A 26,544-nucleotide genomic window follows, 5' to 3' on the forward strand; every position below is an offset into this window, starting at 1 on the left:
CTCAGGGGGTGCCGCGATAGGTGCTGCGCACCTTCTGCTCGCGCTGCAATTCGTCGATCCGGCGCATCAGGCGCGCGAGCTGGGGCCGGACGATGCCGGCGAGCTCGTCCTGGTCGGCACGGATCCTCGTCATCAGGGCGGTGACGCGTGCGCGCTCGAGCGGCGCCAGCCCGGACGCCGGCGCGAGTTCGCGCAGGCGGTCGACGATGGCGGTGCATTCGCCATCGAGGGCCGGCAGTCCGGTCCAGTCCTTCGCCCGGGCCAGTTCCACCATGCGGCCGACGGTCAGCGCGAGCCGCGAGTAGCAGTGGACGACCTCGTTCGCGCAAGCCATGGCGGGCGCCACCTCAGGCCGCCACCGGCAAGGGCTGGGCGGCGGGGTCGATCTCGCGCCAGGCCGAGGCGACCTCGCCCAGCAGGCGGGCCGCCTCGTCGAGGGCCGCCGGATCGTTGCGCAGGTTCGCCTGCATCAGGCGCCGCACCACGTAGACGTACAACGCCTCGAGGTTGCTCACGAGGGCCTCGCCGTCGGCGCCGCCGGCCACGGGATCGAGGCTCGCCTTCAGCCCGTTGTCGACGATGTCGATCGCCCGGGAGATCGCTTCGCCCTTGGCCTTCACGTTGTTGCCGGCCATGTGGTGCCTGGCCATCGCGATCGCGCTCGCGGCGCCGTCGAACAGCATCGTGATCAGCTGGTGCGGCGTGGCGCTGAGCGCGGCGGTCTCGATGCCCACCCGTGCGTACATGTTGGCGCCACGGTGTGAAGGTGCGTAACTCATCTCGATTCCTTGCTACTTCGACGTCTGCTTGGCGAGCGCCGCGAACTGCGTGCTCAGGTAACTGCTCGTCGCGTTCATGTTGCTCATGAGCGAGTCAAGCTGGCGGAACTGCGCCCGATAGATCTCGATCTTGGCGTCGACGCGGCCCTCAGCGCGCTCGTAGTCGTCGGCCAGCCGGTCGATGGCCCTCTTCGCGTAGGTGGTGGAGATCGTCAGCAGGCCGTCCTGGTCCTCGCCGTCGTCGTCGACGACCAGTGCCTCGATGGCCGCCGAGAAAGCGTCGGCTAGGCCGCCCGTGTCGTCATCGCCGGCCAACAGGTAGCTCACGCCGTCCGGGTTGGCGATCAGCACCTCCGACAGCGCCGCGCTGTCGACCTTGAGGGACCCGTCCTTCTCGGCGGAGATTCCCAGGTCCGAGAGCAGCGACGGGTCGCCCGCCGCCACGCCGCCCACGGCCTCGAACAGGGCGTCGCGCAGCCGCGTCTGGATGACGCGCGTCGTGTTGTCGCCGGTGAGCACCGCCCCCTGCCCCTTGTCGGAGTTGTAGGCGGTCATCTCCCTGATCTTCGTGTTCAGTTTGTTGTAGGCGTTGACGAAATCGTTGATGGCCGTCTCGACGGCGGATTTGTCGCGCTCCACCTTCACCGTGCTGGCGCCCGCGTCCAGCAGCGTCATGGTCACCCCCTGCATGGCCTCTTCGACGGTGTTGGTCGGGCTGGTCACGTCGATGCCGTTGACCTTCAGCGCCGCATTCTGGGCTTCCACCGTCTGGCGCAGGCGTTGGGCCGTTTCCATGTCGTGGCCCAGCAGCGACTGCAGGTCGGCGTTGCCCGCGACGCTCACTTCCATGCTGGAACCGGCGCCGGTAGCGGTGGAGGTCAGCACCAGGCGGTGGCTGCTGCCGTCGTTGATGATGCTGGCCGTGACTGCGCCGGCCGCCGCCTCGTTGATCGCGTCGCGCACGTCCTCCAGGCTGGTCGCGCCTGCGTCCAGCGACACCGTGATCGGGTCCCGGTCCGCGTCAGGTGCGAACGCGGCGCCGGCGTACTTGCCCGTGGCTGCGTCGAGGGTGCCGGTCACGGTGCCGAAGTCGATGGTGATCGTCGCGGCCGTGGTGCCGATGTCGGCGCCGGCCACGGCCACGAGGCCTTCGGTGACGAGCGACTGCGGCTGGGCGAGCTTCGCCACGTCCACGGTGTAACTGCCGGCCACGGCCGTGCTGCCGGAAGTGACGGTGAGGACGTCCGTCGAGCTCGACGTCGCCTTGTAACTGTTCATGAAGTCCGGCGTGGCGAGCTTGTCGGCCGCCGACTGCAAGGTGCCCAGCATGCTCTTGAGCGTGCCGTAGGCCGAGATCCTGGCGTTGTAGGCCGACTGCCGGCTCTTGATCGCGTTGAGCGGCGCGCGTTCGGCCGCGGCGATCTTGTCCAGGAGGCCGTTGAGGTCCATGCCGGACCCGACGCCGAGACTGCCGATGCTTGCCATGTGCCGCGCTCCTTCAGGCCTCGGTCCTGACCAGGTGGCCGACCATCTTGTCGAGCGAACGGGCGATCCGGATCGTCGCCTCGGACGGGATCTGGCGCAGCACTTCGCCGCTGTCCTGGTCGATGACTTTCACCAAGGTGTGGCCGCTTTCGTCGTCCACCTCGAACCTGAGGCTGGTCGAAAGCGTCTTGAGTGCCTGGTTGATTTCCCTGACGGCGCTGTCCGTCTGCCGGGACCCCACGGCATCGGCGGCGGCGTCGGCCGGCCGGTCGGGGGTGATGTTCTCGCGGCCGTTGTCGCGGGCGACGTCGGTCGCCGTGGCCTGGTTGCGGATGATGGAGAGGACTTCGTCCTGGAGCTGCCGGCGCGAGGCCTGTTGCACTGGGTTGATCTGCATCTTGCTACTCCTGCTGCCTGGCTTGCGCCTCGCTCCTTCGAAAGACCGCCGGGCCGGGGCGGCTGCTGCGCTGCCACGGCCCGCCGGCTGCATCAAACGGACGGGCCGCCGCCGGCGGCACGCCCGTTCTCGTTTACCGCAGGAGCGACAGGACGCCCTGGGTCGTCTGGTTCGCCTGGGCGAGCACCGAGGTGCCGGCCTGCTGCAGGATCTGGGCGCGCGACATGTTCGACACTTCCGTGGCGTAGTCGGCGTCTTCGATACGCGAGCGCGAAGCCTTCAGGTTGTTGATCGTCGTGCCCAGGTTGGAAATCACTGAGTCGAAGCGGTTCTGCACCGCGCCGAGGGAGCCGCGCAGGTTGTCGACTTGCTGCAGGGCGGCGTCGAGCACGTCCAGCGGGTTGGTCGTGGAAGTGGTGCCGCTGCGTGCGTTCAGGGTGAAGTTGCCGGCGCTGGCCGAGTCGTTGTAGACCTTGTTGCCCGAACCGTCGGTCACCACGCCGTTCGACTGCTCGAAGTAGCTCGTCACGGTCGTAGCGTCGGTCGTCAGGGCACCCGCGGCCATGTAGACCGGGGTGGCACCGCCGGTCGTCACGGCACCGCCAGCGGCGACGGCGTAGCCGGGGCCGGCGTTGGTGCTCATCGCGGCACCGGCGGTAGCCCCCTCCAGAGCCGTGGCGCTGATCGACGCGCCCGTGACGTCGATGGTTGCACCGTCGCCGGTATAGGTCGTGCCGCCCACGACGATCTTGTCGCCGGCCGCGGCGGCAACGGCTGCGGCCACGTTGGAGGCAGTCGCGGCCGGGTCGGCACCGGCGTTGTTCTTCGTCAAGTTGCCGGTGGCGTCCAGGTAGAGCGCTGCGCCGTCGTCGGCGGCCGTCATCACGCCGGACGAGTTGATCAGCACGTCCTGCGCGGAGCCGCCGATCGTCACCGTGGCGGCCGTCGAACCGCCGGCGGCCGGCGTGATCTTCGTCGCGACCGTCGCGGCACCGACGTTGGCGACGTCGAACGAATACGAATCGGTCGCCGAAGCGTACGTATACGTGTTGGCCGTGGCAGCCGCACCATAGCCGGTGTTGGCGCCCGCATAGGTCACCGTGTTGCCGTTGGCGACCGCGTCGAACACGTTGGCCCGCGTCGCGGCCGTGTTGTTCACCGTCTTGTCGAACTGCTGCGTGCCGTTCACGGTCGCGCCCGCCACGAAGCCGCCGACCAGCAGGTCGGCCTCGGTGGCCGCGGTGTTCACGGTGCCCGAACCGTTGACGTTGAACCCGGTGATGCTGAGCGAGTCGGCGTTGATCGCCTGCAGGTCGATGTTGATCGTCTCGCCGTCGTTGGCGCCGACCTGGATGGTCAGGCTGCCCACGCCGTCCTTGAGCACCTTGACGCCGTTGAAGTCGGTCTGCTCGGAGGTGCGGTTGATTTCGGCGATGCGCTGGTCGATTTCCGACTGGATGGAATCGAGGTCGCTGTCGCTGTTGGAGCCGTTGGCGGCCTGCACGGCCAGCTCGCGGATGCGCTGCAGGTTGCCGTTGATTTCGCCGAGGGCGCCTTCCGTCGTCTGCGCCAGCGAGATGCCGTCGTTGGCATTGCGCTGGGCTTGCGTCAGGCCGCGAATGTTGGCCGTGAAGCGGTTCGCGATGGCCTGGCCGGCGGCGTCGTCCTTCGCGCTGTTGATGCGCATGCCGGACGACAAGCGCTGGATGGCGCTGTTGAGCGACAGCTGCGAGCTCTTCATGTTCTGCTGCGTGACCAGCGACAGAACGTTCGTGTTGATGACTGTCATGAGATGAATCTCCGAGTTGAGGTTGCCGGCCTGTGCCGTAACGCTCTATCCCCTCCTGAGGCAGGGCCGGTGATGTAGCGTCCCCCTCTTTATCGGCACCGTCTCCGCATCGATGAGCCCCGCTTCATAGGGAAATGGCTTAACCGCTGAAGCACCTCTCGATCGCGCAGCGCGGTACCCACTGGCTTCACGCCGGCAGGTTCATGATTTCCTGGTACGCGGCGACCAGCCGGTTGCGCACCTGGATGCCGGTCTGGAAGGCGACGTTCGCCTTCTGCAGGTCGATCATCACGTCGTTGAGCGACACGCCCGGTGCGCCCAGCTCGAAGGCCTCGGCCTGCGCATGCGCCGCGTTCTGCGCGCCGCTGATGCCGTCCAGGCTGCGCTTCAACTCGGCGCCGAAGCTGCCCGCGGCGGGCGCCGCCTTCTGGGCCGCAGGGGCCATGCCGTTTTCGATGGACGCGGCGCGCATCTGCTGCAGTACGGACTGGATCGCGGGAATGGACATGCGGTCACCTGGAACACGAGACCGGGTGAGCCTACCAGCGGGGTGCGGTGCGGAATTGCCCCAAGTGACGGCAAAACCGGCCCCTGTTCGCCGGATTCAAGCGCGCGGCCGGCCCCCAGAATCGGCACCAGCGCCAAGGCCCCGGGGCCACCCGGGCGGCGCGCTACACCGCATCAAATTGGCAAACGAACTCAGTGCACCCGTTTCCACCGCGGCCGCCGCGGTCCGCCCGGCCGCGCCCGCCGTGCCCGCGCACGGGGCGGCGGCGGGGCTGCCGGCGGTCGGCGCCGTGGTCGAACGCGTGCGTTCCCAGCCGCGGCTCGCCCTCATCGTCGGCGCGGCCGCGATCGCGGCGGCCATCGCCGCCGTGGTCCTCTTGGGCCGCGCGCCTGACTACAAGGTCCTCTACGCCAACGTCTCCGACCGCGACGGCGGCGCGATCATCGCGTCGCTGCAGCAGATGAACGTGCCGTACAAGTTCACCGAAGGCGGCGGCGCGATCCTGGTGCCGGCCGACAAGGTGGCGGAGGCGCGGCTGAAGCTCGCGGCCCAGGGCCTGCCCAAGGCCGGCGCCGCCGGCTTCGAACTGCTGGACAACCAGAAGTTCGGCACCAGCCAGTTCGCCGAGCAGGTGAATTACCAGCGTGGGCTGGAAGGCGAGCTGGCGCGCTCGATCGGCTCGATCGGCGCCGTGGAGTCGGCGCGGGTGCACCTGGCCCTGCCCAAGGCCTCGCTGTTCGTGCGCGACCAGAAGAAGCCCTCGGCGTCGGTCGTGCTCACCTTGCACCGCGGCCGCGGCGTCGACGACGGCCAGGTCAGCGCGATCGTCCACATGGTCTCGAGCAGCGTGCCCGAGCTCGACCCGAAGGCCGTCACCGTGGTCGACCAGCGCGGCAACCTGCTCTCGGCCGCCAATTCGGGCACGCGCGGCCTGGACGGCTCGCAGCTCAAATACGTCGAGAACATCGAGCAGAGCTACGTGCGCCGCATCGAGGCCATCCTGCAGCCGCTGGTCGGCGCCGGCAACGTGCGGGCGCAGGTGGCGGCCGACGTGGACTTCAGCGTCGTCGAGCACACCGACGAGAAATACCGCCCCAACCAGGACGCCGCGACGGCGGCGATCCGCAGCCAGCAGACCAGCGAGTCGTCGCAGGAACGCGGGTCCGGCGCCGGCGGCGTGCCCGGGGCGCTGTCCAACCAGCCGCCGCCGAACGCCGTGGCGCCGCTGGGCGCGGCCAGCGCTCCCACGCGGGGCGCGAGCGGTGCGCTGCCCCCGGCCAAGCCCGCCGGCAACGCACGGCGCGACACCACCACCAACTACGAGCTGGACCGGTCGATCCGGCACACCCAGCAGGGCGCGGGCGCGACCAGGCGGCTGTCGGTGGCCGTCGTGGTCAACCACCGCGAAGTGCGCGCCGCCGACGGCAAGGTGACGATGGCGGCGTTGAGCGCGGCGGAACTGGAACAGGTGCGCAACCTGGTCAAGGAGGCGATGGGCTTCAGCCAGGCGCGCGGCGACTCGCTCAACGTGGTCAACAGCCCGTTCTCGGTCGAAGCCGTGCCCGAGGTCGTCGTGCCGGCGTGGAAGGACCCCGCCACCGTCGAACTGGCCAGGACCGGCGCCGGCGCCCTGCTGGCGGCCCTGGCCCTCCTCCTGGTCTTCGTCGCCGTCATGCGGCAGCGCAAGCGCGCGGCGAAGCAGCCATCCGAACTGGTGGCCGTGGCGCCCCCGGAAGGCGCGGACGCGCAGCAGGCGGCCATCGCCGGCGCGAACGCCACCCTGCAGCTCGTGCAGGCCGAGCGCGATGCGACGCTCGACCGGCTCAACAGCCGGCGCAAGGCCGACATCGAATACGCGCAGCAGGCCGCGGAGAAGGATCCGAAGCTGGTCGCTTCGCTGATCCGCCACTGGATGACGACGACATGAGCGACACCGGCGCGCGCAAGGGCGCGATCCTGCTGATGGCGCTGGGCGAGGACCGCGCGGCGGCCGTCCTCGGCGCCCTCGACACCGGCGAGGTCGAGGCGCTGGGCCTGGCAATGGCCAGGCTGTCCCAGGTCTCCAAGGAGGAACTGGCGGCGGTGATGGCCGAGTTCCGCGACGAGACCGAGCAACTGTCGGTGCTGCACCTCGACTCGGGCGGCTACGTGCGCGCGGTGCTGCAGAAGGCGCTCGGCAGCGACCACGCGAGCGGCCTGCTGGACGAGATCCTGCGCTCCGAGATGCCGCGCGGCGGCATCGCGCGCCTGAACCGGCTGGACTCGGTCGAGATCGTGGAGCTGATCCGCGACGAGCACCCGCAGATCATCGCGACGCTGCTGATCCACCTGGATCGGCTGAAGGCCGCCGAAATCCTGGAGGGACTGCCGGCGCGGCTGCGTACCGACGTGGTCCTGCGCGTGGCCACCTTCGGCGGCGTGCAGCCGACGGCGCTGGCGGAGTTGACCGACGTGCTGACCGAGATGCTCTCCGGCGACGGGTTGAAGCGCAGCCGCCTCGGCGGCGTGCGTACGGCGGCGGAAATCGTCAACCTCATGAGCACGTCACAGGAGGAGGAGGTGCTGACGCAGGTCAGGGACACCGACGAGGCGCTGGCCCAGAAGATCGTGGACGAGATGTTCGTCTTCGAGAACCTGCTGGACGTGGACGACCGCAGCATGCAGCGGCTGCTCAAGGACGTCGACAACGACTCCCTCATCGTGGCACTCAAGGGCGCCACGCCCGAGCTGCGCGAAAAGTTCTTCGGCAACATGTCGCAGCGGGCGGCCGAGGCACTGCGCGAGGACCTCGAACTGCGCGGCCCGGTGCGGGTGTCGCAGGTGGAGGCCGAGCAGAAGGCCATCCTGCAGGTCGTGCGCGGCCTGGCCGATGCCGGCGAGATCGTGATCTCCGCCCCGGGCGCTGATGAACTCGTTGGATGAACTGACGCGCCGCCCGGCGCCGGCCGCGAGCGCCTGGCAGCGCTGGGAAATGGGTTCGGTCGCGCGGCCCGCGCCCGCCCGTGCGGCGCCGGCCGCCGCGGCGCGTCCGCGCGAGCCGGCGGTCGACCCCGCCGAACTCGAACGCCTGCGCCAGCAGGCGCGGGACGCCGGGATGGCCGAAGGCCGCAAGGCGGGCCTCGCGCAAGGCCATGACCAGGGCTATGCGGCCGGGCTCGCCGCCGGCAAGGCGGCCATGGAACAACAGGCCGCGCAGCTGCTGGCGACCGCCGCCAGCCTCCCGGCGGCGTTGCGCCGCGCCGAGGAGGATCTGGCCGAGGCCGTCGTCGCCCTGGCCCTGGACCTCGCGCGGCAGGTGATCCATCGTTCGCTGGACGCCAGGCCTGAGCTGCTCGTGCCCGTGGTGCAAGACCTGCTGCGCCGCGAGCCCGCGTTGCAGGGCGAGCCGCGCCTGCTGCTGCACCCGCTGGACGCCGAACTGGTGGCCGGGGTGCTGGGCGCCGAACTGCGGGCCGCGGGCTGGCAGGTCCTGCCGGACGACACCGTCACGCGCGGCGGCTGCCTTGTCCGGGCCGGCAGCGGCGCCCACGACGCGACCCTGGAAACGCGCTGGACGCGGGTGAGCGCCGCGCTCGCCGGCATGCCGGCGGCCTGAGCCATGCCCGACGCGAGCATCGCCACCCCGGCCGCCAACCCCCACACGCGGGCCTGGCAGGCCCGCCTGGACGGGTGCCGCGCCCAGGTACGCGCCGTCGAGCCCACCGTCACTTCGGGCCGGCTCACGCGCGCGGTCGGCCTGGTGCTGGAGGCGGTGGGCCTGCAACTGCCGGTCGGCAGCGACTGCCTGATCGAACTGGCCACCGGCAACGGGCGCGCGCACGCCGAGGCCGAGGTGGTGGGCTTCGCCGGCGATCGCCTGTTCCTGATGCCGCAGACCGAGGTGGCGGGCCTGTTGCCGGGAGCGCGGGTGTTCGCCGCTGCCACGGTCGCGTCCGCCGGCGCCTCGTTGCCGGCCGCGACCAAGCAGCTGCCGGTCGGAGCCGGCATGCTGGGGCGGGTCGTGGACGCCGGGGGCCGGCCCCTGGACGGTCTCGGCCCGCTGGACGCGACGCGCAAGGTGCCGCTCGGCGCGCCGCCCATCAACCCGCTGACCCGCGCGCCGATCGACTCGGTGCTGGACGTGGGCGTGCGGGCCATCAACGCGATGCTCACCGTGGGCCGCGGCCAGCGCATGGGCCTGTTCGCGGGCTCCGGCGTCGGCAAGAGCGTGCTGCTCGGGATGATGGCGCGCTACACCAGCGCCGAGGTGATCGTCGTCGGCCTGATCGGCGAGCGCGGCCGCGAAGTCAAGGAGTTCATCGAACACACGCTGGGCCCCGAAGGGCTGGCCCGCTCGGTCGTGGTGGCGGCGCCGGCCGACACTTCCCCCTTGCTGCGGCTGCAGGGCGCGGCCTACGCGACGTGCCTGGCCGAGCACTTCCGGGACCAGGGCAAGGACGTGCTGCTGATCATGGATTCGCTCACCCGGTATGCGATGGCGCAGCGCGAGATCGCCCTGGCGGTCGGCGAGCCGCCGGCCACCAAGGGCTATCCGCCATCGGTGTTCGCCAAGCTGCCGGCCCTGGTGGAGCGGGCCGGCAACGCCGACCACGGCGGCGGCTCGATCACGGCGTTCTACACCGTGCTGTCCGAAGGCGACGACCAGCAGGACCCGATCGCCGACGCCGCCCGCGCCATTCTGGACGGCCACATCGTGCTTTCGCGCACGCTCGCCGAGGCCGGCCACTACCCGGCCATCGACATCGAGGCTTCGATCAGCCGGGCGATGACTTCGCTGATCGACCCCGGCCAGTTCGACGTCGTGCGCCGGTTCAAGCAGACGCTCTCGCGCTACCAGCGCAACCGCGACCTGATCAGCGTCGGCGCCTATTCGCCGGGCCATGACCGGCAGCTGGACGAGGCGATCGCCCTGTACCCGCGCCTGGAAGCCTTCCTGCAGCAGCAGATGCACGAACGCACCGACTACGCCCAGTCCATCGCCCGCCTGGGCGCCATCTTCCCGACCAATTGAGAAGCAGCACATGCCTTCGCAACTCCCGATCGGTACCCTCTCCCAGCTCGCGCGCAACCGCACCGACGAGGCGGCACGCAAGCTTGCCGCGCTGCGCGACGCCAACCTCGGCGCGTCGGCGAAACTGGACCTGCTGCTGCAATACCGCCAGGAGTACGCGCGCCAGCTGCACTCGCTGCTGGCGCAAGGCGCCACCACGGCCCAGTGGCGCAACTACCAGGAGTTCATGCGGGCGCTCGATGCCGGCATCGAGCACCAGCGCGCCGCGGCGGCCCAGGCGCAGGCCCGGCTGGAAGGCGGCCGCGTCGACTGGCAACACCAGCGGCGCCGGCTCAATGCCTACGAGACGCTGGCCGACCGCCTCCAGCGGCAGGAGGCGATCGTCCAGGGCCGGCGCGAGCAGCGTGCGAGCGACGAGCAGGCGGCGCGCATGGCACAGGCCGGCGTCGCGCATGCCGGGGAGGTGCGATGACGCCCGCGGTCCTGCAGGCACTGTCGATCGCCGCGCCGGCCGCCTCCGCGCGGCAGGCTGCGGCCGCCACGCCTGGCGATGGGCCGGCCAGCTTCGCGGACACCCTCGATGCCTCGGTCGACGCCCTCTCCGAAGACGGCGAGCTGCAATCCGCCGCCGCGCCCGACGCACTCGCGAGCGAGCTGCCACGACTCGACGCCATGGCCATGATGCTGGCCGCCGCGCTGCCCGCGACCGACGCGGGCCGTCGTGCGGCGCCCGGCGACGGGCAGGCGAGCCTCGCGGCGCTCCTGGACGTCCCGCGCCAGGCCCCCACCGGCCCCGGCGAGCACGCGGCCCGCGAGGCCGACGAGCCGCAAGGTGGCGCCGCGCCGGAAGCCCTCGCGACCGGGCAGGCCCGCTTCGACGCCCTGGCGCTCATGCTGGCCGCCACGCCGGCCGTGCCCGGCCAGGGAGCACCGATGCCGGCTACGACCTTGCCGGGCGCAGGACCACGGGCCCTGCCCGTCGACCCGCGGCCCGGCCTGGACGCCCCCGCCGCGGCGCTGGCCGTGCCGCACGCGGCCGCCGCCCCCGCGGGTCTGCCGCCGCCGCCTGCCGCCCGCGTGCAGGCCGCGCCTGAGCCCGGAATTCCCGCGCCGCAAGGCCAGTGGCGCCAGCTCCCCGCCACGTCGGCCGCAACCTCGGAAGCCACCCCGGACGTCGGCGTCGTCGCCCTGCCCCCGCCGGCAGCCACGGTGGCCGCCGCAGCTGCGGCAACGGCAACGGCACCAGCGGTCGCGGCGAGCGCAACCGCCCGCAACGTTGCGGCGCCGGCGGCCGCGTCGGTCTCGTCCCCCGCCGCGCCGCCACGCGCCCCCATAGAACTCCAGGGCGATCCGGCAGCGCCCTCCGCCGCGCTCGCGTCCGACGTCGAACTGGCGGCGGCGCCCGAGGCCGCGCCGGCGCCGCCCCAGCTGCCGCCGGCCACGGGCCTCCCCGCGCCCACGGTCGCGTCCGCCCCGGCCGGGCCGGCCACCGTGGCGCACCTGGCGCCGCCGGTCGGCGCTCCCGACTGGGCCCCGGCCCTGGCGCAGCAGATCGTGCGGCTGCCGGCCGGCGGCGAAGTTGAACTGCACCTCAATCCGGCGGAGCTCGGCCCCTTGCACGTGAAGCTCTCGCTGGTCGAAAGCCAGGCGCAGGTCCTGTTCGTCACCGAGCACGCCGCGGTGCGCCATGCCCTGGAGGCAGCGCTGCCCCAATTGCGCACGGGCCTCGCGGAGAGCGGGATCAACCTCGGCCAGGCAACGGTCGGCTCCGGTGCCGGCGAGCAGCGGACCGGCCAGGACGGCGGCGAGCGGCCGGCTCGCGGGGAGCAGGCGGCGCCCCGCGACGAGCGCGGGCCGGCCAAGCCGCACGGCGGCGCCGTGCGCGGCGGCCGTGCCGGAGCCGTCGACACCTTCGCCTGAGGCCGGCCGGCGATCCCGCGAGCAGAGGGGATTTCCCGGGCTTCATCGGCGCTTCGGATTCGCCCCGGCCGGCCAAGAATAGCCTCCGACGCGAAGACAAGCAGCACCATGGCCACCCCTTCCCAGCCCGCTCCCGCCGCCACCGGCGCACCGGCTCCCGTCCGCCGCTCGCGCAAGATCGTGCTGGCGCTGGCCGTCCTGTCCACGCTGGCGGCCGCTGGCGGCGCCGCGGTCTTCTTCATGCGCGGCAACGCCGTGCTGGCGGCGCCGGCGCCCAAGCCCGTCAAGCCGATCTTCGTGACGCTGGAGCCGCTCACCGTGAATGTGCTGCCGGACGCGCGGCAGCGCTTCCTGCACGTGGGGCTCACGCTCAAGGTCAACGACGAGAAGGCACAGGCGCGCGTCAACGAGGCGATGCCCGAGTTGCGCAGCCGCCTGCTGCTGCTGCTGTCCAACCGCGATCCGGCCGGCCTCGCCTCGCTCGAGGACAAGCTGGCGCTCGCGGACCAGATCCGGACCGAGCTGAACCGGCCGGTGGCCAAGGGCCTGCCCCCGCAAGGGATCGAGGGCGTCGGCTTCACGGCCTTCGTGCTCCAGTAGAGCGCCGGTACCGACCACCATGGCCTACCAGCAGGTCCTGTCGCAAGAGGAAGTCGACGCGCTCCTCAACGGCGTCACCGGCGACTCCGCCGCCGCCGCCGCCGCGCCCGCCGCGCCCGAGGACGGCCTGCCCGTCTACGACCTCGGCTCGCACGCGCGGGTGGTGCGCGGCCGGATGCAGACGCTCGAACTGATCAACGAGCGTTTCGCGCGCCACCTGCGCGGCGGACTGCTGAATTTCATGCGCCGCAGTCCCGACATCACCAATGGCGGCTTCCAGGTGCAGCAGTACGGCGACTTCATCCGGCACCTGCCGGTGCCCGCCAACATCAACATGCTGCACATGAAGCCGCTGCGCGGCACCGGCCTGGTGGTGTTCGACCCCAAGCTGGTGTTCCTGGTGGTGGACAACCTGTTCGGCAGCGACGGCCGCTACCACATGCGCATCGAGGGCCGCGACTTCACGCGCACCGAGCAGCGCATCATCAAGCGCCTGCTGGACATGGCGCTCGAATGCTACGGCGAGGCCTGGAAGCCGGTGCTGCCGCTCGAGTTCGAATACATCCGCTCGGAAATGCACGGGCGGCTCGCCAACATCGTGGCCCCCAACGAGGTGGTGGTCACCAGCACGCTGCAGATCGAGTTCGGCCCGGTGGGCGGGTTCGTCCACGTCTGCCTGCCGTACTCCATGCTGGAGCCGCTGCGGCACCTGCTCGCCAACCCGATCCAATCCGACGCGATGGAAGTCGACAAGCGCTGGGTCCGGCAGATGGCGCGCCAGGTCCACAGCGCCGACGTGGAACTGGCCGTTGAATTCGTGAGGATTCACGCCACGGTGGGGGAACTCCTCCACCTCAGGAAGGGAGACGTCCTGCCGATCGAGCTGCCCCAGCGCGTCACCGCGCTGGTCGAGCGCACGCCCGTCCTGCAGGGCCGCTACGGAACGTCGGGCGGCCACTACGCAGTGAGCGTCGAGCAGGTCTTCCATCACGCACTCGAGGACCGACTGGAAAATGACTGAAGCTACCGACGCCGACTGGGCCGCCGCGATGGCGGAGCAGGCCGCCGCGCCCGGCCCGGCACCCGCGGCCGCCGCCGGCGGGGACGACTGGGCCGCCGCCCTGGCCGAGCAGACGGCCGCCGCGCGCCCGGCCGCGCCGCCCCCCGCCGCCGTGCAGCCCGCGGCCGCCCACGTGTTCCAGCAGATCGAACCCGCGCGCCCGGTGGGCGGCGTCGACCTGGACATGGAGCGCATCAAGAACATCCCGGTGCAGCTCACGGCCGAACTGGGGCGCACCCGCGTCACCATCAAGAACCTGCTGGGCCTCTCGCAGGGCTCGGTGGTGGAGCTCGACGGCCTGGCCGGCCAGCCGCTGGACGTGTTCATCAACGGTTATCTCATCGCGCAGGGCGAGGTCGTGGTGGTCAACGACAAGTACGGCATCCGCCTGACGGACATCGTCGTGCCCTCCGAGCGCATCCAGAAGCTCGCACGCTCATGACCGCCTTTCGTTGCATCGCGGCGCTGGCGGGCCTGGCCGGGGCACCCGCCCTCGCGGCCCTGCCGACGGTGGCGAGCGCGCCGCCGCCCCCGCCGGCCGGCGGCGGGATGCTGCAGGCGCTGGCGGGCCTGCTGGTAGTGGTCGGACTGATCTTCCTGCTGGCGTGGGCCGCCCGCCGCATCGGCCTGCAGCGGCTCACCGGCTCCGGCATCGTGAAGGTGGTGTCCAGCACCGCGGTCGGCACCCGCGAACGCGTGGTGGTGGTGGAGGTGGCGGGAAGCTGGCTGGTCCTCGGCGTCACCGCCAGCCAGGTGAACACGCTGCATACCTTGCCCGCGCAGGCTGCCGGCGCGGCAGCCGCTGCCGGTCAGCCTGCAAGCCCGATGGTCGGGATGTTTTCGGCCAGGCTGCGCCACGCCCTGACCGGCAGCGGTCCCGCGGCATGACACCCCGGATCCGCCGCTTCCTCGCCTGCGCCGCCCTGGCCGCGGCGGCCATCCTGCCCACGCTGGCGGCGGCCCAGGGGCTGCCCGGCGTCGTCGTCAGGCCGGGGCCGGGCGGCACGCAGACGTGGTCGCTCAGCGTGCAGACGCTGGTGCTGCTGACGTCGCTCACCTTCCTGCCGGCGCTGATGCTGTCGATGACCAGCTTCACCCGCATCCTGATCGTGCTGGGCCTGCTGCGCACCGCCATCGGCACCCAGTCCTCGCCGCCCAACCAGATCCTGGTCGGCCTCTCGCTGTTCCTCACCTTCTTCGTCATGTCCCCGGTCTTCGAGCGGGCCTACGCCGATGCGTACCGGCCGTTCTCGGAAAACCGCATCAGCGCCGAGCAGGCGCTGGAGCGCGGCGCGGCGCCGTTCAAGTCGTTCATGCTGAAGCAGACCCGCGAGAACGACCTGGCGCTGTTCGCGGGCCTGGCGAAGGTGCCGGCCATGCAGGGGCCCGAGGACGTGCCGTTCCGGATCCTGCTGCCCTCGTTCGTGATCAGCGAGCTGAAGACCGCGTTCCAGATCGGGTTCACGATCTTCATCCCCTTCCTCATCATCGACCTCGTCGTCGCCAGCGTGCTGATGTCGATGGGCATGATGATGGTGCCGCCCGCCTCGATCGCGCTGCCGTTCAAGCTGATGCTGTTCGTGCTCGCCGACGGCTGGCAGCTGCTGGTCGGCGCGCTCGCGCAGAGCTTCACCTTGTAGCCCATGACGCCCGAAACCGTCATGTCGCTCGGGGCGCAGGCCATCCAGCTCACCTTGCTGGTGTCCGCCCCGCTGCTGCTGGTCGCCCTGGTGGTCGGCCTGGTGATCAGCATCTTCCAGGCGGCCACGCAGATCAACGAAGCGACGCTTTCGTTCATTCCCAAGCTGATCGCCGTCTTCGTCGCGCTGGTGGTGGCCGGGCCCTGGATGCTCGCGCAACTGGTCGCCTTCATGCGGCAGCTGTTCGGCTCGATTCCGCAGCTGGTCGGCTGAGCCCGACCGCCGCGCCTCCCGGCCACCGAACACGCGATGGGCCCCGCCGTCATCTCCGTCACCTCCGCGGAGCTGATGGCCTGGACGGCGGCCTTCCTGTGGCCGTTCGTCCGCATGCTGGCCCTGGTCGCCACGGCACCGGTGCTGGGCGACCCGGCCGTGCCGCGCCAGGTCAAGGTCGCGCTCGCCGCCCTGCTTGCGTTCGCCCTCGCGCCGTCGATCGGCGCGGCGGCGGCGGTGCCCAGCGTCTCGGCCGAGGGGGTCTGGATCGCCGTGCAGCAGGTCCTCGCCGGCATCGCCATGGGCTTTTCCATGCGCCTGGTGTTCGCCGCCGTGCAGGTCGCCGGCGAGTACATCGGCCTGCAGATGGGCCTGTCGTTCGCATCGTTCTTCGATCCGTCCAGCAACGGCACCACCATGGTCGTGTCGCGCCTGCTGTACATGCTGGCGGTGCTGATCTTCCTCGCCATCGACGGCCACCTGCTCCTGATCGCGGTGCTGGCGCAGAGCTTCGAGACGCTGCCGGTCGCCGCGGCGCCGCTGTCCGCGGCCGGCTGGGCCGTGCTGGTGCGTTCGGCGGGGGAGATCTTCGCCAGCGGCCTGATGCTCGCGCTGCCGCTGGTCACCGCGCTGCTGATCCTGAACCTGGCGATGGGCATCCTCAACCGCGCATCGCCCCAGTTCAGCATCTTCGCCGTGGGCTTCCCGCTGACGCTGCTGGCGGGCGTCGCGATGCTGTACCTCCTGATGCCGCAACTGGCCGGCTTCCTCGACCCGCGGTTCGCGGCGGCGCTTGACAACGCTGGTCAGGTCATGCGGACACTTCGTCCCTGACCGGCGGCTCGAGGCCGTACTGGCAGGGCACGCACCCGGCCGCGGCGCAGGTGCCGAGCGTGAACGAGAAGGTGGCGCCCCGGCCCGGCGCCGACTCGGCCCAGATGCGGCCGCCATGGCGCTCGACGACGCGCTGCACGTTGGCCAGCCCGATCCCGGTGCCCGGGAATTCGGCCTGCGAATGCAGGCGCTGGAAGTCGCGGAACAGCTTTCCGGCGTGCGCCATGTCGAAGCCGGCGCCGTCGTCGCGCACCTGGTACACCACCTCGCCATCCGGCGCCGCCTGGGCAGTGAAGCTGATGCTCGCTTCGGCGCGGCGGCCGGTGAACTTCCAGGCGTTGGCCAGCAGGTTGTCGAGCAGGACGGTGAGCAGGTGGGGGTCGCCTCCGCCGCAGATGCCGTCCTGCACCTGCACCGACACGATGCGGTCGAGGTCGCGCAGCTGGAGATCGCGCAGGATGCGGCGTGCGGCGCCGCTGAGATCGACCCGGCGCACCGCCAGCGGCGCGTGCGCGATCCGGGCGGACGAGAGCAGCGCCTCCATGTGGCCTTCCAGCTGCCCGACGGCCGCCAGGATGCGCTCGACGTAGTGGCGGCTGCGGGGCGACGCCTCAGGACCCAGCACCCGGTCCAGGGCCCTGGCGAAGCCGGCGAGGGTGCCAAGGGGCGCCTGCAGGTCGTGCGCGACCGACACCGGCAACTGCCGCGGGGAGACGGGCGCGGAGCCTGGGGACGAGGCCGACGGTGCGGCAGGCCGCAACACGACGATGACGCGCGGCTCGCCGGCAGCGCCGGGGTACTGCGTCATGCGCACCTGCACGTCCACTGGCGTGCCGTCAACGCGCAGGGCGGTGACGGTGCCGGCCGCCTTGCCGGCGCGCCGCAACTCCGCGATCAGCGGCTCGACCCGGTGGTCGCGTGGCGCGAGCAGCGTCCGCACCGCGGTGACGCGGGCCAGCTGGCCCGGTTGCGCCCCGAGCAGTTCGGCGACGGCCGGGTTGGCGCGCTCGACGGCCCCGCCCGGCCCCAGCAGCAGCACGCCGTCCGAGGTGGCGGCGAACAGGAGGTCGAATTCCTCCCCGGGGCCGCCCGGCGGCATGCCGGCGGAACGCTCGCGCTGGTGTGCGGAGCCGGCGCAGCGTGTGACCGGTTGGCCGAGGGCGATCGGTTGCATCGCCGGGCGCTACAGGTAGTTGAACAAGGCGATGCTCTGCAGCCGGGCAAAGGTCTGCTGCGTGGCCCGCAGGTTGCTCTCGCGCTGCGCGAACTCGGTCAGCGCGCTCGCGTAATCGAGGTCCTGCAGTTCGGAGAGATAGGTCTGGTCGACGATGTTGCGCCATTCGCCGCTCGCGTCCAGCGAGTCCAGTTCGGCCAGGCGCGAGCCGACGGCCGAGCGCACGGTGAGCACGTTGTCGTGGGCGTTGGTGATCTTCGCGTTGGCCGTGCCGAGCGCGTTGCGCACGTCTGCCAGGGAAGCTGCGTCGGTCGCGGGAACCCGCAAGGCGGTGATCAGGTCGCGCATCGCCTGGAACACGTCGGTGCCGGCCTGCTGCGCATTGCCGACGGTGAAGACGTCGCCGGCGACCGGTGCGCCGTCGATCCGCACGGACAGGCCCGCAGCCGTGATCGGCTCGCCGGCCGTGAAGTCGCCGCTCGCGAGCACCGTGCCGTCGTCGGCGTTCCTGAGCGTGTACGTCGCCTTGGCCGTCGCGGTGGCGGTGGTGTCGAACGTCAGCTCGTAGTTCCCGCCGTCGGTGACGTTCACGCCGCCGAAGACGCCCGATCCCTGGTTGCCGGCGCCGGCCGCGGGCACCCGGACCGCGCTGCCCTGCACCGCGCGGAACACGCTCTCGCCGTCGTCCGTCACCGCCATCTGGCGCGAAACGTCGACCTGCACCAGCCGCTGTCCCTGGTCGCCGTTGTACGCCACGGTGGCGCCCTGCGCCACGAAGGGCGGGGCGTCGCCCTTGAACCCCGCGAACAGGTACTGCCCGTTCCCGTCGGTCGAATTGGCGACGCCCAGCAGTTCCGCGAACTGGCTTTCCAGCGCGGTGCCCAGGGTGGCGCGGTCCGCATCCGTCAGCGTGCCGTTGCCGGCCTGGACGATCAGCGCCTTGACCTCTTGCAGGACGCGGGTGGCCGACTGCAGGGCGGTCTCTTCCATGGCGAGCGACTGCCCGGCCCGGCTGCGGCTGGCCGCGTACTGCGACGTCTCGGCCAGCGACTGGCTCACGCCCAGCGCCCGCGCCGCGGCGACCGGATCCTGCGACGGCGTGATGAATTTGCTGCCGGCGCCGATCTTCTGCTGGACCTGGAACAGCTTCTGCTGCAGGCGGCCCATGCCGGCGGCGTTGCGTTCGAAGAATGCCTGCGTGCTGATTCGCATAGCGTGGATCCTGCTCAGCGCAAGCCGAGGATGGTGTCGAACATGGTGGAGGCGGCCTGGATCACCTTGGCGTTCGCCTGGTACATCTGCTGGTACTGCAGCAGGTTGGCCGTCTCCTCGTCCTGGTTCACGCCGGCCACCGAGTCGAGGCTGGCGCGCACCTGGCCGGCGAGGCTGGACTGGCTGGTGAAGGCCACTTCGACCTCCATCGCCTTGTTGCCGACCTCGCTGACCAGCCGCGCGTAGGCGCCGTTGAAGGTCGCCGTGCCGCCGACCACGGCCGCGCGCTGCAGTCCCGCCAGGGCCAGGGCATTGCGCCCGTCGGACGGCCCGCTCTGGCCGCCGTCGTCCGCGGGTCCGGCGCCGGCGGCGATCGCGACGGGGTCGGCGACCGCCACGTCGAAGTTCCGCGCGGCGGAGCGCGTCGGAACCACGAGGAACGAGTCACCCGCCTGCGGGGTGCCGGCCGCCCAGCTGAGCTCGATGCCGTCGAAGGTGATGCTGCCCGGTGCCGACGGATCGGCGCCCACCGGCGTGAAATCGACCGGCTGTCCATCCGACAGCCGGGTGACGGCCAGGCCCGGCACGCCCGCGGTGAGCCTGACCTGGACCTGGTAGTCGCTGGTCGTGAGCGCTCCGGCGTCGTCGATCGCCGCCGTGAACTGGAGCGGATCGGGATTCTGGCTGCGGGTGTCGCGATAGACCTCGGGCCCCGACAGGCGGAAGAAATCGCCGCCGGGGTCGCCGCGCAGGTCGATCCCGCGCGCATGCTGCTGGTTGAACTGCACCGCCAGCGCCGTCGCCAGGCGGCCGATCGCGTTCTGCGTGCCGGCGAGCGATTGCGATCGGAACGCCAGCACGCCGCCGAGCGCGCCGCCGCCGACCTCGCCGTCCCTCAGCTCGATCGCCTCGCCGTCCACGCCGACCAGGGCCACCGCCGTGCGGGTGGGGTCCGCCGCCGACGTGACGGCGGCCATCGTCGCGGTGCGGTCGCCCAGCACGAGCGTCTGGCCGCTGCCGACGAAGAGGTTGTACTGGCCGCCGTCCTGCCTGACGACCGCGACGTCGACCAGCTTGCTGAGGTCGTTCACCAGCTTGTCGCGCGTATCCAGCAGGTCGTTGGGCGGCTGGCCGCCGGTGGCCGCGGCCAGTTGCGAGATCTGCCGGTTCAGGCTGGCCACCTGGGTGGCGATGGCATTGACCTGGCTGACGCTGCCGGCGATCTGCTCGTTCAGCGATGCGTTCAGGTCCGTCAGGTACTGGTCGACCGAGCGGAACTTGCCGGCCAGGGCCGCCGCCGTGCTGAGCATCTCCTGGCGCGCCGCCGGATCCGCCGGCGTGTCGGCGACGCCCTGCACCCCGGTGAAGAACTTCTGCATCAGCGCGGACAGGCCGGAGTCGCGGTCGGCCAGCAGGTTGTCCAGCCGGCTGATCTGCGTCGCGTAGGTTTCCAGCCCGGCGGCCGACGAATCGGCGCGCGACAGCTGGGCCGCGAGGAATTCGTCGTAGCTGCGCTGGACGCTGGTGACCCGGGCGCCCGTACCGAGGAATCCGCCGATGGTGGCATTCGCCGGATTGGCCTGGACCACGACCTTCTGCCGGCTGTAGCCCTCGGTGTAGACGTTGGCCGTGTTCTGCGCCGTCGTCGCGAGGGCCGTGCGGGCGACGGTCAGGCCGGACAGGCCGGTGGAGAACAGAGTGGACATGGAACCTGGCTTTCGGATGCTGTCGTGGCGGTGGCGCCCGTCGCGCGGGCTCCCCTATTGCTGTTTATCGGCACGTTCCGCACGGCCGACAGGACGCGCGTCAAAACTCGGTCCACTCGTCCTTGCCGGCCCCGGCCATGACCGGCCCTCGCTGCCCGGCCCGCCGGGTCCCCGCTTCGGCCGCGACCGGTGCCGCCTCGGGCTGGGACGCCGGCCTGGCGACCAGCGGCTTGCGCGGCGGCAGCCCTGGCGGGCGATGCAACGGCCGCGAGCCGGCCACGGGCAACTCCGGGCGTTCGGTCGCGGTGGCGCCGACGTCCACCTTGAACACGCTCACCGCCTGCACCAGCGCGCCGGCCTGCCCGCGCATGGACTGCGCCGCGGCCGAGGCTTCCTCGACCAGCGCCGCGTTCTGCTGCGTCACCTGGTCCATCTGCGTGATCGCCTGATTGACCTGCTCGATCCCGCGCGTCTGCTCCTGGCTGGCCGCCGCGATCTCGGCCATGATGTCGCTCACCCGCCTGATGCTGGCGACGACCTCCTGCATGGTCTGCCCGGCGTCGGCGACGAGCCGGCTGCCTTCGCCCACCTTGCCCGCCGAATCGTCGATCAGGCCCTTGATCTCGCGCGCTGCCGCCGCCGAGCGCTGGGCCAGGCTGCGCACCTCCTGCGCGACCACCGCGAAACCGCGCCCCTGCTCGCCCGCGCGCGCCGCTTCCACCGCAGCGTTCAGCGCCAGGATGTTGGTCTGGAAGGAAATTCCGTCGATGACGGCGATGATGTCCGTCACCTTGCGGGACGATTCGTTGATCGACGCCATCGTTGCCACGACCTGACCGACCACCGTGCCGCCCCGGGCGGCAACCTCGGACGCGGACTGGGCCAGCCGGTTGGCCTGCGCCGCGTTCTCCGCGTTCTGCTTCACCGTCCCGGTCAGCTCCTCCATCGAGGCTGCCGTCTCCTCGAGCGAGGCCGCCTGCTCCTCGGTGCGCTGCGACAGGTCCTGGTTGCCGGCAGCGATCTGGTGGGACGCGGTCGAGATCGCCTCGCTGCTGGTGCGGACGTCGCCGACGATGCGTCCCAGCGAGTCGTTCATGTGCCTGAGCGCCTCGAGGAGCGCCCCGGTCTCGTCGCTGGCCCCGGCATCGATCGAGTTCGTGAGGTCGCCGGCGGCGATCTGCTGCGCGACGTCCCTGGCCGCCCCGATCGGACGCACGATGAGCCGGCTCATCGCGATGGCCGTGGCGGCCGAGACGGCGAGCGCGAGCACGAGGATCACGCCGAGCGCCAGCACGAGCTGCCGGAACGCCTGGCCCGCGGCCTCGTACTGCTCGCTGGCCAGGCGCGTCTCCAGGGCCACGAGCTGGTTCAGGTCCTTGAGCAGCGCCTGGAAACCGCCGTCGGCCGTCTGCATCGCGCTCATGCCCGTTTCCACCGCGACGGAACTGAGGTCGATCGCGGTCTCGATGTCGGTGCGGTATTTTTCCAGCTTCTTCACCGCGGCCTGGGCGAGCTGCCGCTCCTCGGGAAGGAGGCGCTCGTCGGCACCGAAGCGCCCCACCGCCTTGATCACGGCGGTCACCTTGGCCTGCTGGTCGTCCGCGACCTGCTTGATCCTGTCTTCCTTCAGGTTGTTGATCCACGTCAGCAGGCGGTACACGTTGGAATGCACCTCGCTGATCGCCTGCGACGAGTTCGCGGCGAGCTGGTAGCTGCCGAACCGCAGGTTGTACATGTCGCCGAGCGCCGCCTGCTGCCGGGTCATCACGCCGTAGGAGACGGCGCCCAGCAGCGCCAGGAACGCGATCGCGACGGCCGGGGCGGCCACCACCTTGTGCCACACTTTCATGGTCTTTCCTCGGCACCGCCGCGGTGCCTGACTGGCGCGGGCGCGCGCCGAACCGGTCGGTCGGCGGCAGGCGGGCGCCGCCCGCGCGCCGCCGTCGTGCTTACTTGTAGATGCCGCCGCAGACGACCGTGTCGTCGAGACGCTCGCAATACGCCGTCTTCGGCTCGACCTTCTTGCTGACCGGATTGAGGAACTTGTAGTCGGTCCAGAAGCTGCCCTTGGTCTTGGCCCACTCGACGCGCTCCTTGATGTACTCCTTGCCGTCGGTGTCCTTCAGGTCGATCACCATCTTGCCGACCATCTTCTCGTTGGTGCCGTGGGCGACGGCCCTGCCGTCCAGCTGGTGCACGGCCAGGTACAGGTCACGGTCGTGGAACTGGGCATTGGACTTGTCGTTGATGGCGGCGTAGCCCTTGTCCTTGCCGTTGGCCTTGATGAACGCCACTCCCTTCTTGACCATTGCTTCCGCTTCCTTGGCGGTGGCCGCGCCTTCCGCGCTCCACGCGGGGCCGGCGGCGAGCAGCGCGCCGAGCACGAGGGCGGCGGGCATGGCGAATGTGGTCTTCATCGGGGCTTCTCCTTCTCTCACGGTTGAAAAAAATCTTGGCGGCGTTGCGCCGTGAATGCCGTCGCGCGCGTGCGGGGCCACGCGGCGCGCCCGGGCACGCGAGGTCCCGGCATCAATGTACGGGGCTGCCACGGGTTCCAAATGGCCGAACACCGGGGCATTCATCGCGCTCTTCCGCGGCGGCTGCGCCTTCGTCGTGCAGCCGGCGCGGGACTAGAACTCGCGCCACTCGCCTGCTTCTGCGACGGCGGCCACCGCGAGCTGCGGCTGCGGCGGCACCGCCCTTGCCGGCCTGGCCCGCTCGAGCCTGCGCTGCGGCGCTGGCGGCGCCCGGTGTCCAGACGCCGCGGCCTGGACGGCGGCCGGTTCGACGCGCGGCGCCGGGCCGCCCTGCAGCTTGAACACGCTCACCGCCTGCACCAGCGCGCCGGCCTGCTCGCGCATGGACTGCGCCGCCGCCGAAGCCTCCTCCACCAGCGCCGCGTTCTGCTGCGTCACCTGGTCCATCTGCGTGATCGCCTGATTGACCTGCTCGATGCCGCGCGTCTGCTCGGCGCTGGCCGCCGCGATCTCGCCCATGATGTCCGTCACCCGCCTGATGCTGCCGACGATCTCGTCCATCGTCGCGCCGGCCTGGCCGACCAGTTCGCTGCCGGTATCCACCTTGCTGACGGAGTCGTCGATCAGCGCCTTGATCTCCTTGGCGGCCGCCGCCGATCGCTGCGCCAGGCTGCGAACTTCCGAGGCCACCACGGCAAAGCCGCGGCCCTGCTCGCCGGCGCGCGCCGCCTCCACCGCCGCGTTGAGCGCCAGGATGTTGGTCTGGAACGCGATCCCGTCGATCACCGTGATGATGTCGGCGATCTTGCGCGAGGCGGCGTTGATGCCCCCCATCGTGTCGACCACCTGTCCGACCACTGAGCCGCCCTTGACGGCCACTTCCGAGGCCAGCTGCGCCAGCTGGTTGGCCTGGCGGGCGTTGTCCGCGTTCTGCTTCACCGTCCCGGTCAGCTCCTCCATGGACGCGGCCGTCTCCTCGAGCGAGGCCGCCTGCTCCTCGGTGCGCTGCGACAGGTCCTGGTTGCCCGAGGCAATCTGGCCCGAGGCGGTGGAGATCGCGTCGGTGCCCTGCCGCACGTCCCGCACGATGTCCGTCAGGCTGGCCTGCATCGCAGCCAGCGACCCCAGCAGGGCGGCGACCTCGTCCTTGCCCTGGACCGAGATGCGGCGGCTCAGGTCGCCCTTGGCGACGCCGTCGGCAATCTCTGCCGCTCGCCGCAGCGGACCGGTGATGCTGAGAGTCAACCGCCAGGCCAGCACCAGGGCAAGCGCGACGGCAACCCCGCCGGACGCGAGCAGCAGCGTCGTGGCCTGCGCCCGCAGTTCCCGCGTGCGCCGGGCTGCCGCATCGAGGTCACGGCGCTCCAACTCGACCATTTCCTGCACCGCCGCGATGTAGGCCGTCGAGGTGGGTTCGAACTTCTCGGCGAAGATCTTGCTGGCGGCCTCGACGTCGCCGGCCCCCTTGGCCTTGGCGACCTCGTCGCGCGAGGTCAGGTAAGCCTTGCGGATCTGGCCGATCTTGTCGAAACGCTCGCGCTTTTCGGCCGTGTCCAGCGCCCCTTCCAGGAACTTTTGCAGCACGGTGGTTTCCTGCACCGCTTTGGCGGTGATAGGCGCAAAGTAGGCCACCAACCCCGCGTCGCTGCTCTTCGCAATGGCCGCTGCCCGCTGAACGCCGTTCGAAGTGTTGCGCATCCAGTCGGACCACGCGCGTTCGATCTTGATGTTCTTCTCCACCATCGCGTCGATCTCCACGCCCAGCTGCCGCATGCGCACTGCCGCGATCAGGCTGCTCCCGACGAACAGCAGCAGGATCAGGGCGATGAACAGCGTGAGGCGTTTGCCGATGGAAAGACTACTGAGAGACACGAAAAACACTCCGATGGGTTTGGAAGGAAGAAGGGATGTCAGGTCGCCGCCGTGGGCGGGCGTGCGGTGGCGGCCGCGCCGTAGTGGATCAGAACTCGGCCCACTCGTCCTTGCCGCTCGCGGCGAGCGCCGGTTCGCGTTGGCCCGCGGGAATGGCTTTCTGCGCCGTGGCCGCGAGCTTTCCGGCCGCCGGATGCGCGGCGGCCACGCGCCGGGCAGCCGCTTGCGCAGGCCTGGCCGCCGGCGCGAGGGACCGGACCGTGGCCATTGCGTCCACCTTGAACACGCTCACCGCCTGCACCAGCGCGCCGGCCTGCTCGCGCATGGACTGCGCCGCGGCCGAGGCTTCCTCCACCAGCGCCGCGTTCTGCTGCGTCACCTGGTCCATCTGCGTGATCGCCTGATTGACCTGCTCGATGCCGCGCGTCTGCTCGGCGCTGGCCGCCGCGATCTCGCCCATGATGTCCGTCACCCGCCTGATGCTGCCGACGATCTCGTCCATCGTCGCGCCGGCCTGGCCGACCAGTTCGCTGCCGGTATCCACCTTGCTGACGGAGTCGTCGATCAGCGCCTTGATCTCCTTGGCGGCCGCCGCCGATCGCTGCGCCAGGCTGCGAACTTCCGAGGCCACCACGGCAAAGCCGCGGCCCTGCTCGCCGGCGCGCGCCGCCTCCACCGCCGCGTTGAGCGCCAGGATGTTGGTCTGGAACGCGATCCCGTCGATCACCGTGATGATGTCGGCGATCTTGCGCGAGGCGGCGTTGATGCCCCCCATCGTGTCGACCACCTGTCCGACCACTGAGCCGCCCTTGACGGCCACTTCCGAGGCCAGCTGCGCCAGCTGGTTGGCCTGGCGGGCGTTGTCCGCGTTCTGCTTCACCGTCCCGGTCAGCTCCTCCATGGACGCGGCCGTCTCCTCGAGCGAGGCCGCCTGCTCCTCGGTGCGCTGCGACAGGTCCTGGTTGCCCGAGGCGATCTGGCCCGAGGCGGTGGAGATCGCGTCGGTGCCGGCGCGGACCTGCGCCACCACCTGCGCGAGGGAACCGCTCATGTCCTTGAGCGACTGCAGCAGCTGTCCGGTTTCGTCGCGTGAATCCACCGCGACCGTCGTGGTGAGGTCGCCGGCGGCGACTGTTTCGGCCAATGCCACCGCCCGTCTCAACGGGCGGGTGATCGCGCGGGTGAGTGTCCAGGCGACGGCGAGCCCGAGCAGCACCGCGGCGGCGCCGACGACGACCAGGACAAGCTCGCCCCGCTGGCGCAGGTGCTCGATTTTGCCGGCGGATGCCGCGGCGTCCTTGACCTGCATCTCCACCATCGCTGTGAGGTCCGCCTCGTACGCAGCGACGGCGGGGACCAGCCCCTGCTCCACGAGCTGCCGCGCCTGGGCCGTGTTGCCGTCGGCCTTGGCCTTCATGACGGCCTTGCGCGCATCCAGATACGCGGCGCGCTTGTTGGCGATCTGCGCCATCAGCGCCTTTTCCTCTGCCGTGGAGATCATGGACTCGAGCTTCTTCTGGTGCCCGGAAATCTGCGCGGACGCGGCACTGATCTCCTTCTGCAGGAACGCTTCGAGGTCCTGATCGCTGGTCTTTGCCATCGCGACCGTCCGCGCCAGGTTGGCGACCGTCCCCTGAAGCCACTCCCTTGCCACCCGCTCCATGGGCACGGCCCGGTCCACCAGCTCCCCGGTTGCCTGTCCGATGAACATGAAGCTGAACACGCCGATGACGGACGACGCCGTCAGAAGTGCGAGCACGAGCCCAAAGCCAAGCGCCATCCGCGTGGCGATCTTCCAGTTCTTCAT

26 protein-coding genes are annotated in these 26,544 nt (G+C 70.9%); 13 read left to right on the forward strand and 13 right to left on the reverse strand.

Annotated elements, in window-relative coordinates; all coding sequences use genetic code 11:
* Position 1 precedes the first annotated feature (1 nt).
* From RAMLITH_RS10040 to fliE, 6 genes are all read right to left on the reverse strand, one after another.
* Entirely contained in the window at positions 2-334 is a 333-nt protein-coding gene (locus RAMLITH_RS10040; protein ID WP_168107272.1) for a flagellar protein FliT, read from the reverse strand.
* 13 nt (positions 335-347) lie between these two features.
* Entirely contained in the window at positions 348-779 is a 432-nt protein-coding gene (gene fliS, locus RAMLITH_RS10045) for a flagellar export chaperone FliS (protein WP_168107273.1), read from the reverse strand.
* 12 nt (positions 780-791) lie between these two features.
* Positions 792-2,264, reverse strand: a complete 1,473-nt coding sequence (fliD, locus tag RAMLITH_RS10050; RefSeq protein WP_168107274.1) for a flagellar filament capping protein FliD — start codon at positions 2,262-2,264, stop codon at positions 792-794.
* Between the two features lie 13 nt (positions 2,265-2,277).
* Positions 2,278-2,661, reverse strand: a complete 384-nt coding sequence (locus tag RAMLITH_RS10055; RefSeq protein WP_168107275.1) for a flagellar protein FlaG — start codon at positions 2,659-2,661, stop codon at positions 2,278-2,280.
* A gap of 133 nt (positions 2,662-2,794) precedes the next feature.
* Positions 2,795-4,450, reverse strand: a complete 1,656-nt coding sequence (locus RAMLITH_RS10060) for a flagellin N-terminal helical domain-containing protein (protein WP_168107276.1) — start codon at positions 4,448-4,450, stop codon at positions 2,795-2,797.
* Between the two features lie 187 nt (positions 4,451-4,637).
* Positions 4,638-4,958, reverse strand: a complete 321-nt coding sequence (gene fliE, locus RAMLITH_RS10065) for a flagellar hook-basal body complex protein FliE (RefSeq protein WP_168107277.1) — start codon at positions 4,956-4,958, stop codon at positions 4,638-4,640.
* Between the two features lie 244 nt (positions 4,959-5,202).
* On the opposite strand from fliE, the gene fliF reads away from it, so the two are divergent.
* The 13 genes from fliF to fliR all read left to right on the forward strand — a co-directional run bounded on the left by fliF (position 5,203) and on the right by fliR (position 16,296).
* Positions 5,203-6,885: a flagellar basal-body MS-ring/collar protein FliF gene (fliF, locus tag RAMLITH_RS10070; RefSeq protein WP_337786145.1), complete on the forward strand. Its 1,683-nt coding sequence runs from the start codon at positions 5,203-5,205 to the stop codon at positions 6,883-6,885.
* A complete protein-coding gene (gene fliG / locus RAMLITH_RS10075) occupies positions 6,882-7,880 on the forward strand; it encodes a flagellar motor switch protein FliG (protein WP_168107279.1) in 999 nt (332 codons plus the stop codon). The genes fliF and fliG overlap by 4 nt, the downstream gene beginning before the upstream one ends.
* A complete protein-coding gene (fliH, locus tag RAMLITH_RS10080) occupies positions 7,864-8,553 on the forward strand; it encodes a flagellar assembly protein FliH (protein ID WP_168107280.1) in 690 nt (229 codons plus the stop codon). Before fliG ends, fliH begins: the two co-directional genes overlap by 17 nt.
* A 3-nt stretch (positions 8,554-8,556) precedes the next feature.
* Positions 8,557-9,969: a flagellar protein export ATPase FliI gene (gene fliI, locus RAMLITH_RS10085; RefSeq protein WP_168107281.1), complete on the forward strand. Its 1,413-nt coding sequence runs from the start codon at positions 8,557-8,559 to the stop codon at positions 9,967-9,969.
* 10 nt (positions 9,970-9,979) lie between these two features.
* Entirely contained in the window at positions 9,980-10,441 is a 462-nt protein-coding gene (fliJ, locus tag RAMLITH_RS10090; RefSeq protein WP_168107282.1) for a flagellar export protein FliJ, read from the forward strand.
* Entirely contained in the window at positions 10,438-11,889 is a 1,452-nt protein-coding gene (locus RAMLITH_RS10095) for a flagellar hook-length control protein FliK (RefSeq protein ID WP_168107283.1), read from the forward strand. The genes fliJ and RAMLITH_RS10095 overlap by 4 nt, the downstream gene beginning before the upstream one ends.
* 108 nt (positions 11,890-11,997) lie before the next feature.
* On the forward strand, positions 11,998-12,489 hold the full coding sequence (gene fliL, locus RAMLITH_RS10100; protein WP_168107284.1) for a flagellar basal body-associated protein FliL: 492 nt from the start codon (positions 11,998-12,000) through the stop codon (positions 12,487-12,489).
* Between the two features lie 19 nt (positions 12,490-12,508).
* Positions 12,509-13,510 carry a flagellar motor switch protein FliM gene (gene fliM / locus RAMLITH_RS10105; protein WP_168107285.1) on the forward strand — a complete coding sequence of 334 codons (1,002 nt, stop codon included), beginning with the start codon at positions 12,509-12,511 and terminating at the stop codon, positions 13,508-13,510.
* Positions 13,503-13,991, forward strand: a complete 489-nt coding sequence (gene fliN / locus RAMLITH_RS10110) for a flagellar motor switch protein FliN (protein WP_168107286.1) — start codon at positions 13,503-13,505, stop codon at positions 13,989-13,991. The genes fliM and fliN overlap by 8 nt, the downstream gene beginning before the upstream one ends.
* Positions 13,988-14,437 (forward strand): flagellar biosynthetic protein FliO, encoded by a 450-nt coding sequence (gene fliO, locus RAMLITH_RS10115; protein WP_168107287.1) that lies wholly within the window; start codon positions 13,988-13,990, stop codon positions 14,435-14,437. The genes fliN and fliO overlap by 4 nt, the downstream gene beginning before the upstream one ends.
* Positions 14,434-15,189: a flagellar type III secretion system pore protein FliP gene (gene fliP / locus RAMLITH_RS10120; RefSeq protein WP_168107288.1), complete on the forward strand. Its 756-nt coding sequence runs from the start codon at positions 14,434-14,436 to the stop codon at positions 15,187-15,189. The genes fliO and fliP overlap by 4 nt, the downstream gene beginning before the upstream one ends.
* A gap of 3 nt (positions 15,190-15,192) precedes the next feature.
* On the forward strand, positions 15,193-15,462 hold the full coding sequence (fliQ, locus tag RAMLITH_RS10125; RefSeq protein WP_168107289.1) for a flagellar biosynthesis protein FliQ: 270 nt from the start codon (positions 15,193-15,195) through the stop codon (positions 15,460-15,462).
* 36 nt (positions 15,463-15,498) lie between these two features.
* Positions 15,499-16,296, forward strand: coding sequence for a flagellar biosynthetic protein FliR (fliR, locus tag RAMLITH_RS10130; protein ID WP_168107290.1), 798 nt, complete (start codon positions 15,499-15,501; stop codon positions 16,294-16,296).
* Here the strand turns inward: fliR and RAMLITH_RS10135 are convergent.
* The 7 genes from RAMLITH_RS10135 to RAMLITH_RS10165 all read right to left on the reverse strand — a co-directional run bounded on the left by RAMLITH_RS10135 (position 16,274) and on the right by RAMLITH_RS10165 (position 26,544).
* Positions 16,274-17,470 (reverse strand): PAS domain-containing sensor histidine kinase, encoded by a 1,197-nt coding sequence (locus RAMLITH_RS10135; RefSeq protein WP_168107291.1) that lies wholly within the window; start codon positions 17,468-17,470, stop codon positions 16,274-16,276. The two genes, fliR and RAMLITH_RS10135, sit on opposite strands and share 23 nt — an antisense overlap.
* A gap of 9 nt (positions 17,471-17,479) precedes the next feature.
* Entirely contained in the window at positions 17,480-18,682 is a 1,203-nt protein-coding gene (gene flgL, locus RAMLITH_RS10140; protein ID WP_168107292.1) for a flagellar hook-associated protein FlgL, read from the reverse strand.
* A 14-nt stretch (positions 18,683-18,696) separates the two neighbouring features.
* A complete protein-coding gene (flgK, locus tag RAMLITH_RS10145) occupies positions 18,697-20,388 on the reverse strand; it encodes a flagellar hook-associated protein FlgK (RefSeq protein ID WP_168107293.1) in 1,692 nt (563 codons plus the stop codon).
* 100 nt (positions 20,389-20,488) lie between these two features.
* A complete protein-coding gene (locus RAMLITH_RS10150; protein ID WP_168107294.1) occupies positions 20,489-22,237 on the reverse strand; it encodes a methyl-accepting chemotaxis protein in 1,749 nt (582 codons plus the stop codon).
* A 100-nt stretch (positions 22,238-22,337) separates the two neighbouring features.
* A complete protein-coding gene (locus tag RAMLITH_RS10155) occupies positions 22,338-22,805 on the reverse strand; it encodes a cache domain-containing protein (RefSeq protein WP_168107295.1) in 468 nt (155 codons plus the stop codon).
* A gap of 213 nt (positions 22,806-23,018) precedes the next feature.
* A complete protein-coding gene (locus tag RAMLITH_RS10160; protein WP_168107296.1) occupies positions 23,019-24,737 on the reverse strand; it encodes a methyl-accepting chemotaxis protein in 1,719 nt (572 codons plus the stop codon).
* A gap of 88 nt (positions 24,738-24,825) precedes the next feature.
* The gene (locus tag RAMLITH_RS10165) at positions 24,826-26,544 is read right to left on the reverse strand and encodes a methyl-accepting chemotaxis protein (protein ID WP_168107297.1); all 1,719 of its coding nucleotides are present in this window, start codon (positions 26,542-26,544) and stop codon (positions 24,826-24,828) included.

The organism is Ramlibacter lithotrophicus (assembly GCF_012184415.1).
Classification (GTDB): Bacteria; Pseudomonadota; Gammaproteobacteria; order Burkholderiales; family Burkholderiaceae_C; genus Ramlibacter; species Ramlibacter lithotrophicus.

Coding starts and splice junctions, on each gene's coding strand:
- fliH (WP_168107280.1), top strand. CDS start 7,864: ATGAACTCGTTGGATGAACTGACGCGCCGCCCGGCGCCGGCCGCGAGC.
- fliM (WP_168107285.1), top strand. CDS start 12,509: ATGGCCTACCAGCAGGTCCTGTCGCAAGAGGAAGTCGACGCGCTCCTC.
- fliN (WP_168107286.1), top strand. CDS start 13,503: ATGACTGAAGCTACCGACGCCGACTGGGCCGCCGCGATGGCGGAGCAG.
- RAMLITH_RS10155 (WP_168107295.1), bottom strand. CDS start 22,805: ATGAAGACCACATTCGCCATGCCCGCCGCCCTCGTGCTCGGCGCGCTG.
- fliR (WP_168107290.1), top strand. CDS start 15,499: ATGGGCCCCGCCGTCATCTCCGTCACCTCCGCGGAGCTGATGGCCTGG.
- RAMLITH_RS10055 (WP_168107275.1), bottom strand. CDS start 2,661: ATGCAGATCAACCCAGTGCAACAGGCCTCGCGCCGGCAGCTCCAGGAC.
- flgL (WP_168107292.1), bottom strand. CDS start 18,682: ATGCGAATCAGCACGCAGGCATTCTTCGAACGCAACGCCGCCGGCATG.
- fliI (WP_168107281.1), top strand. CDS start 8,557: ATGCCCGACGCGAGCATCGCCACCCCGGCCGCCAACCCCCACACGCGG.
- fliD (WP_168107274.1), bottom strand. CDS start 2,264: ATGGCAAGCATCGGCAGTCTCGGCGTCGGGTCCGGCATGGACCTCAAC.
- fliP (WP_168107288.1), top strand. CDS start 14,434: ATGACACCCCGGATCCGCCGCTTCCTCGCCTGCGCCGCCCTGGCCGCG.
- fliE (WP_168107277.1), bottom strand. CDS start 4,958: ATGTCCATTCCCGCGATCCAGTCCGTACTGCAGCAGATGCGCGCCGCG.
- RAMLITH_RS10165 (WP_168107297.1), bottom strand. CDS start 26,544: ATGAAGAACTGGAAGATCGCCACGCGGATGGCGCTTGGCTTTGGGCTC.
- fliQ (WP_168107289.1), top strand. CDS start 15,193: ATGACGCCCGAAACCGTCATGTCGCTCGGGGCGCAGGCCATCCAGCTC.
- RAMLITH_RS10150 (WP_168107294.1), bottom strand. CDS start 22,237: ATGAAAGTGTGGCACAAGGTGGTGGCCGCCCCGGCCGTCGCGATCGCG.
- fliO (WP_168107287.1), top strand. CDS start 13,988: ATGACCGCCTTTCGTTGCATCGCGGCGCTGGCGGGCCTGGCCGGGGCA.
- fliS (WP_168107273.1), bottom strand. CDS start 779: ATGAGTTACGCACCTTCACACCGTGGCGCCAACATGTACGCACGGGTG.
- flgK (WP_168107293.1), bottom strand. CDS start 20,388: ATGTCCACTCTGTTCTCCACCGGCCTGTCCGGCCTGACCGTCGCCCGC.
- fliJ (WP_168107282.1), top strand. CDS start 9,980: ATGCCTTCGCAACTCCCGATCGGTACCCTCTCCCAGCTCGCGCGCAAC.
- RAMLITH_RS10095 (WP_168107283.1), top strand. CDS start 10,438: ATGACGCCCGCGGTCCTGCAGGCACTGTCGATCGCCGCGCCGGCCGCC.
- fliG (WP_168107279.1), top strand. CDS start 6,882: ATGAGCGACACCGGCGCGCGCAAGGGCGCGATCCTGCTGATGGCGCTG.
- fliL (WP_168107284.1), top strand. CDS start 11,998: ATGGCCACCCCTTCCCAGCCCGCTCCCGCCGCCACCGGCGCACCGGCT.
- RAMLITH_RS10040 (WP_168107272.1), bottom strand. CDS start 334: ATGGCTTGCGCGAACGAGGTCGTCCACTGCTACTCGCGGCTCGCGCTG.
- RAMLITH_RS10135 (WP_168107291.1), bottom strand. CDS start 17,470: ATGCAACCGATCGCCCTCGGCCAACCGGTCACACGCTGCGCCGGCTCC.
- RAMLITH_RS10060 (WP_168107276.1), bottom strand. CDS start 4,450: ATGACAGTCATCAACACGAACGTTCTGTCGCTGGTCACGCAGCAGAAC.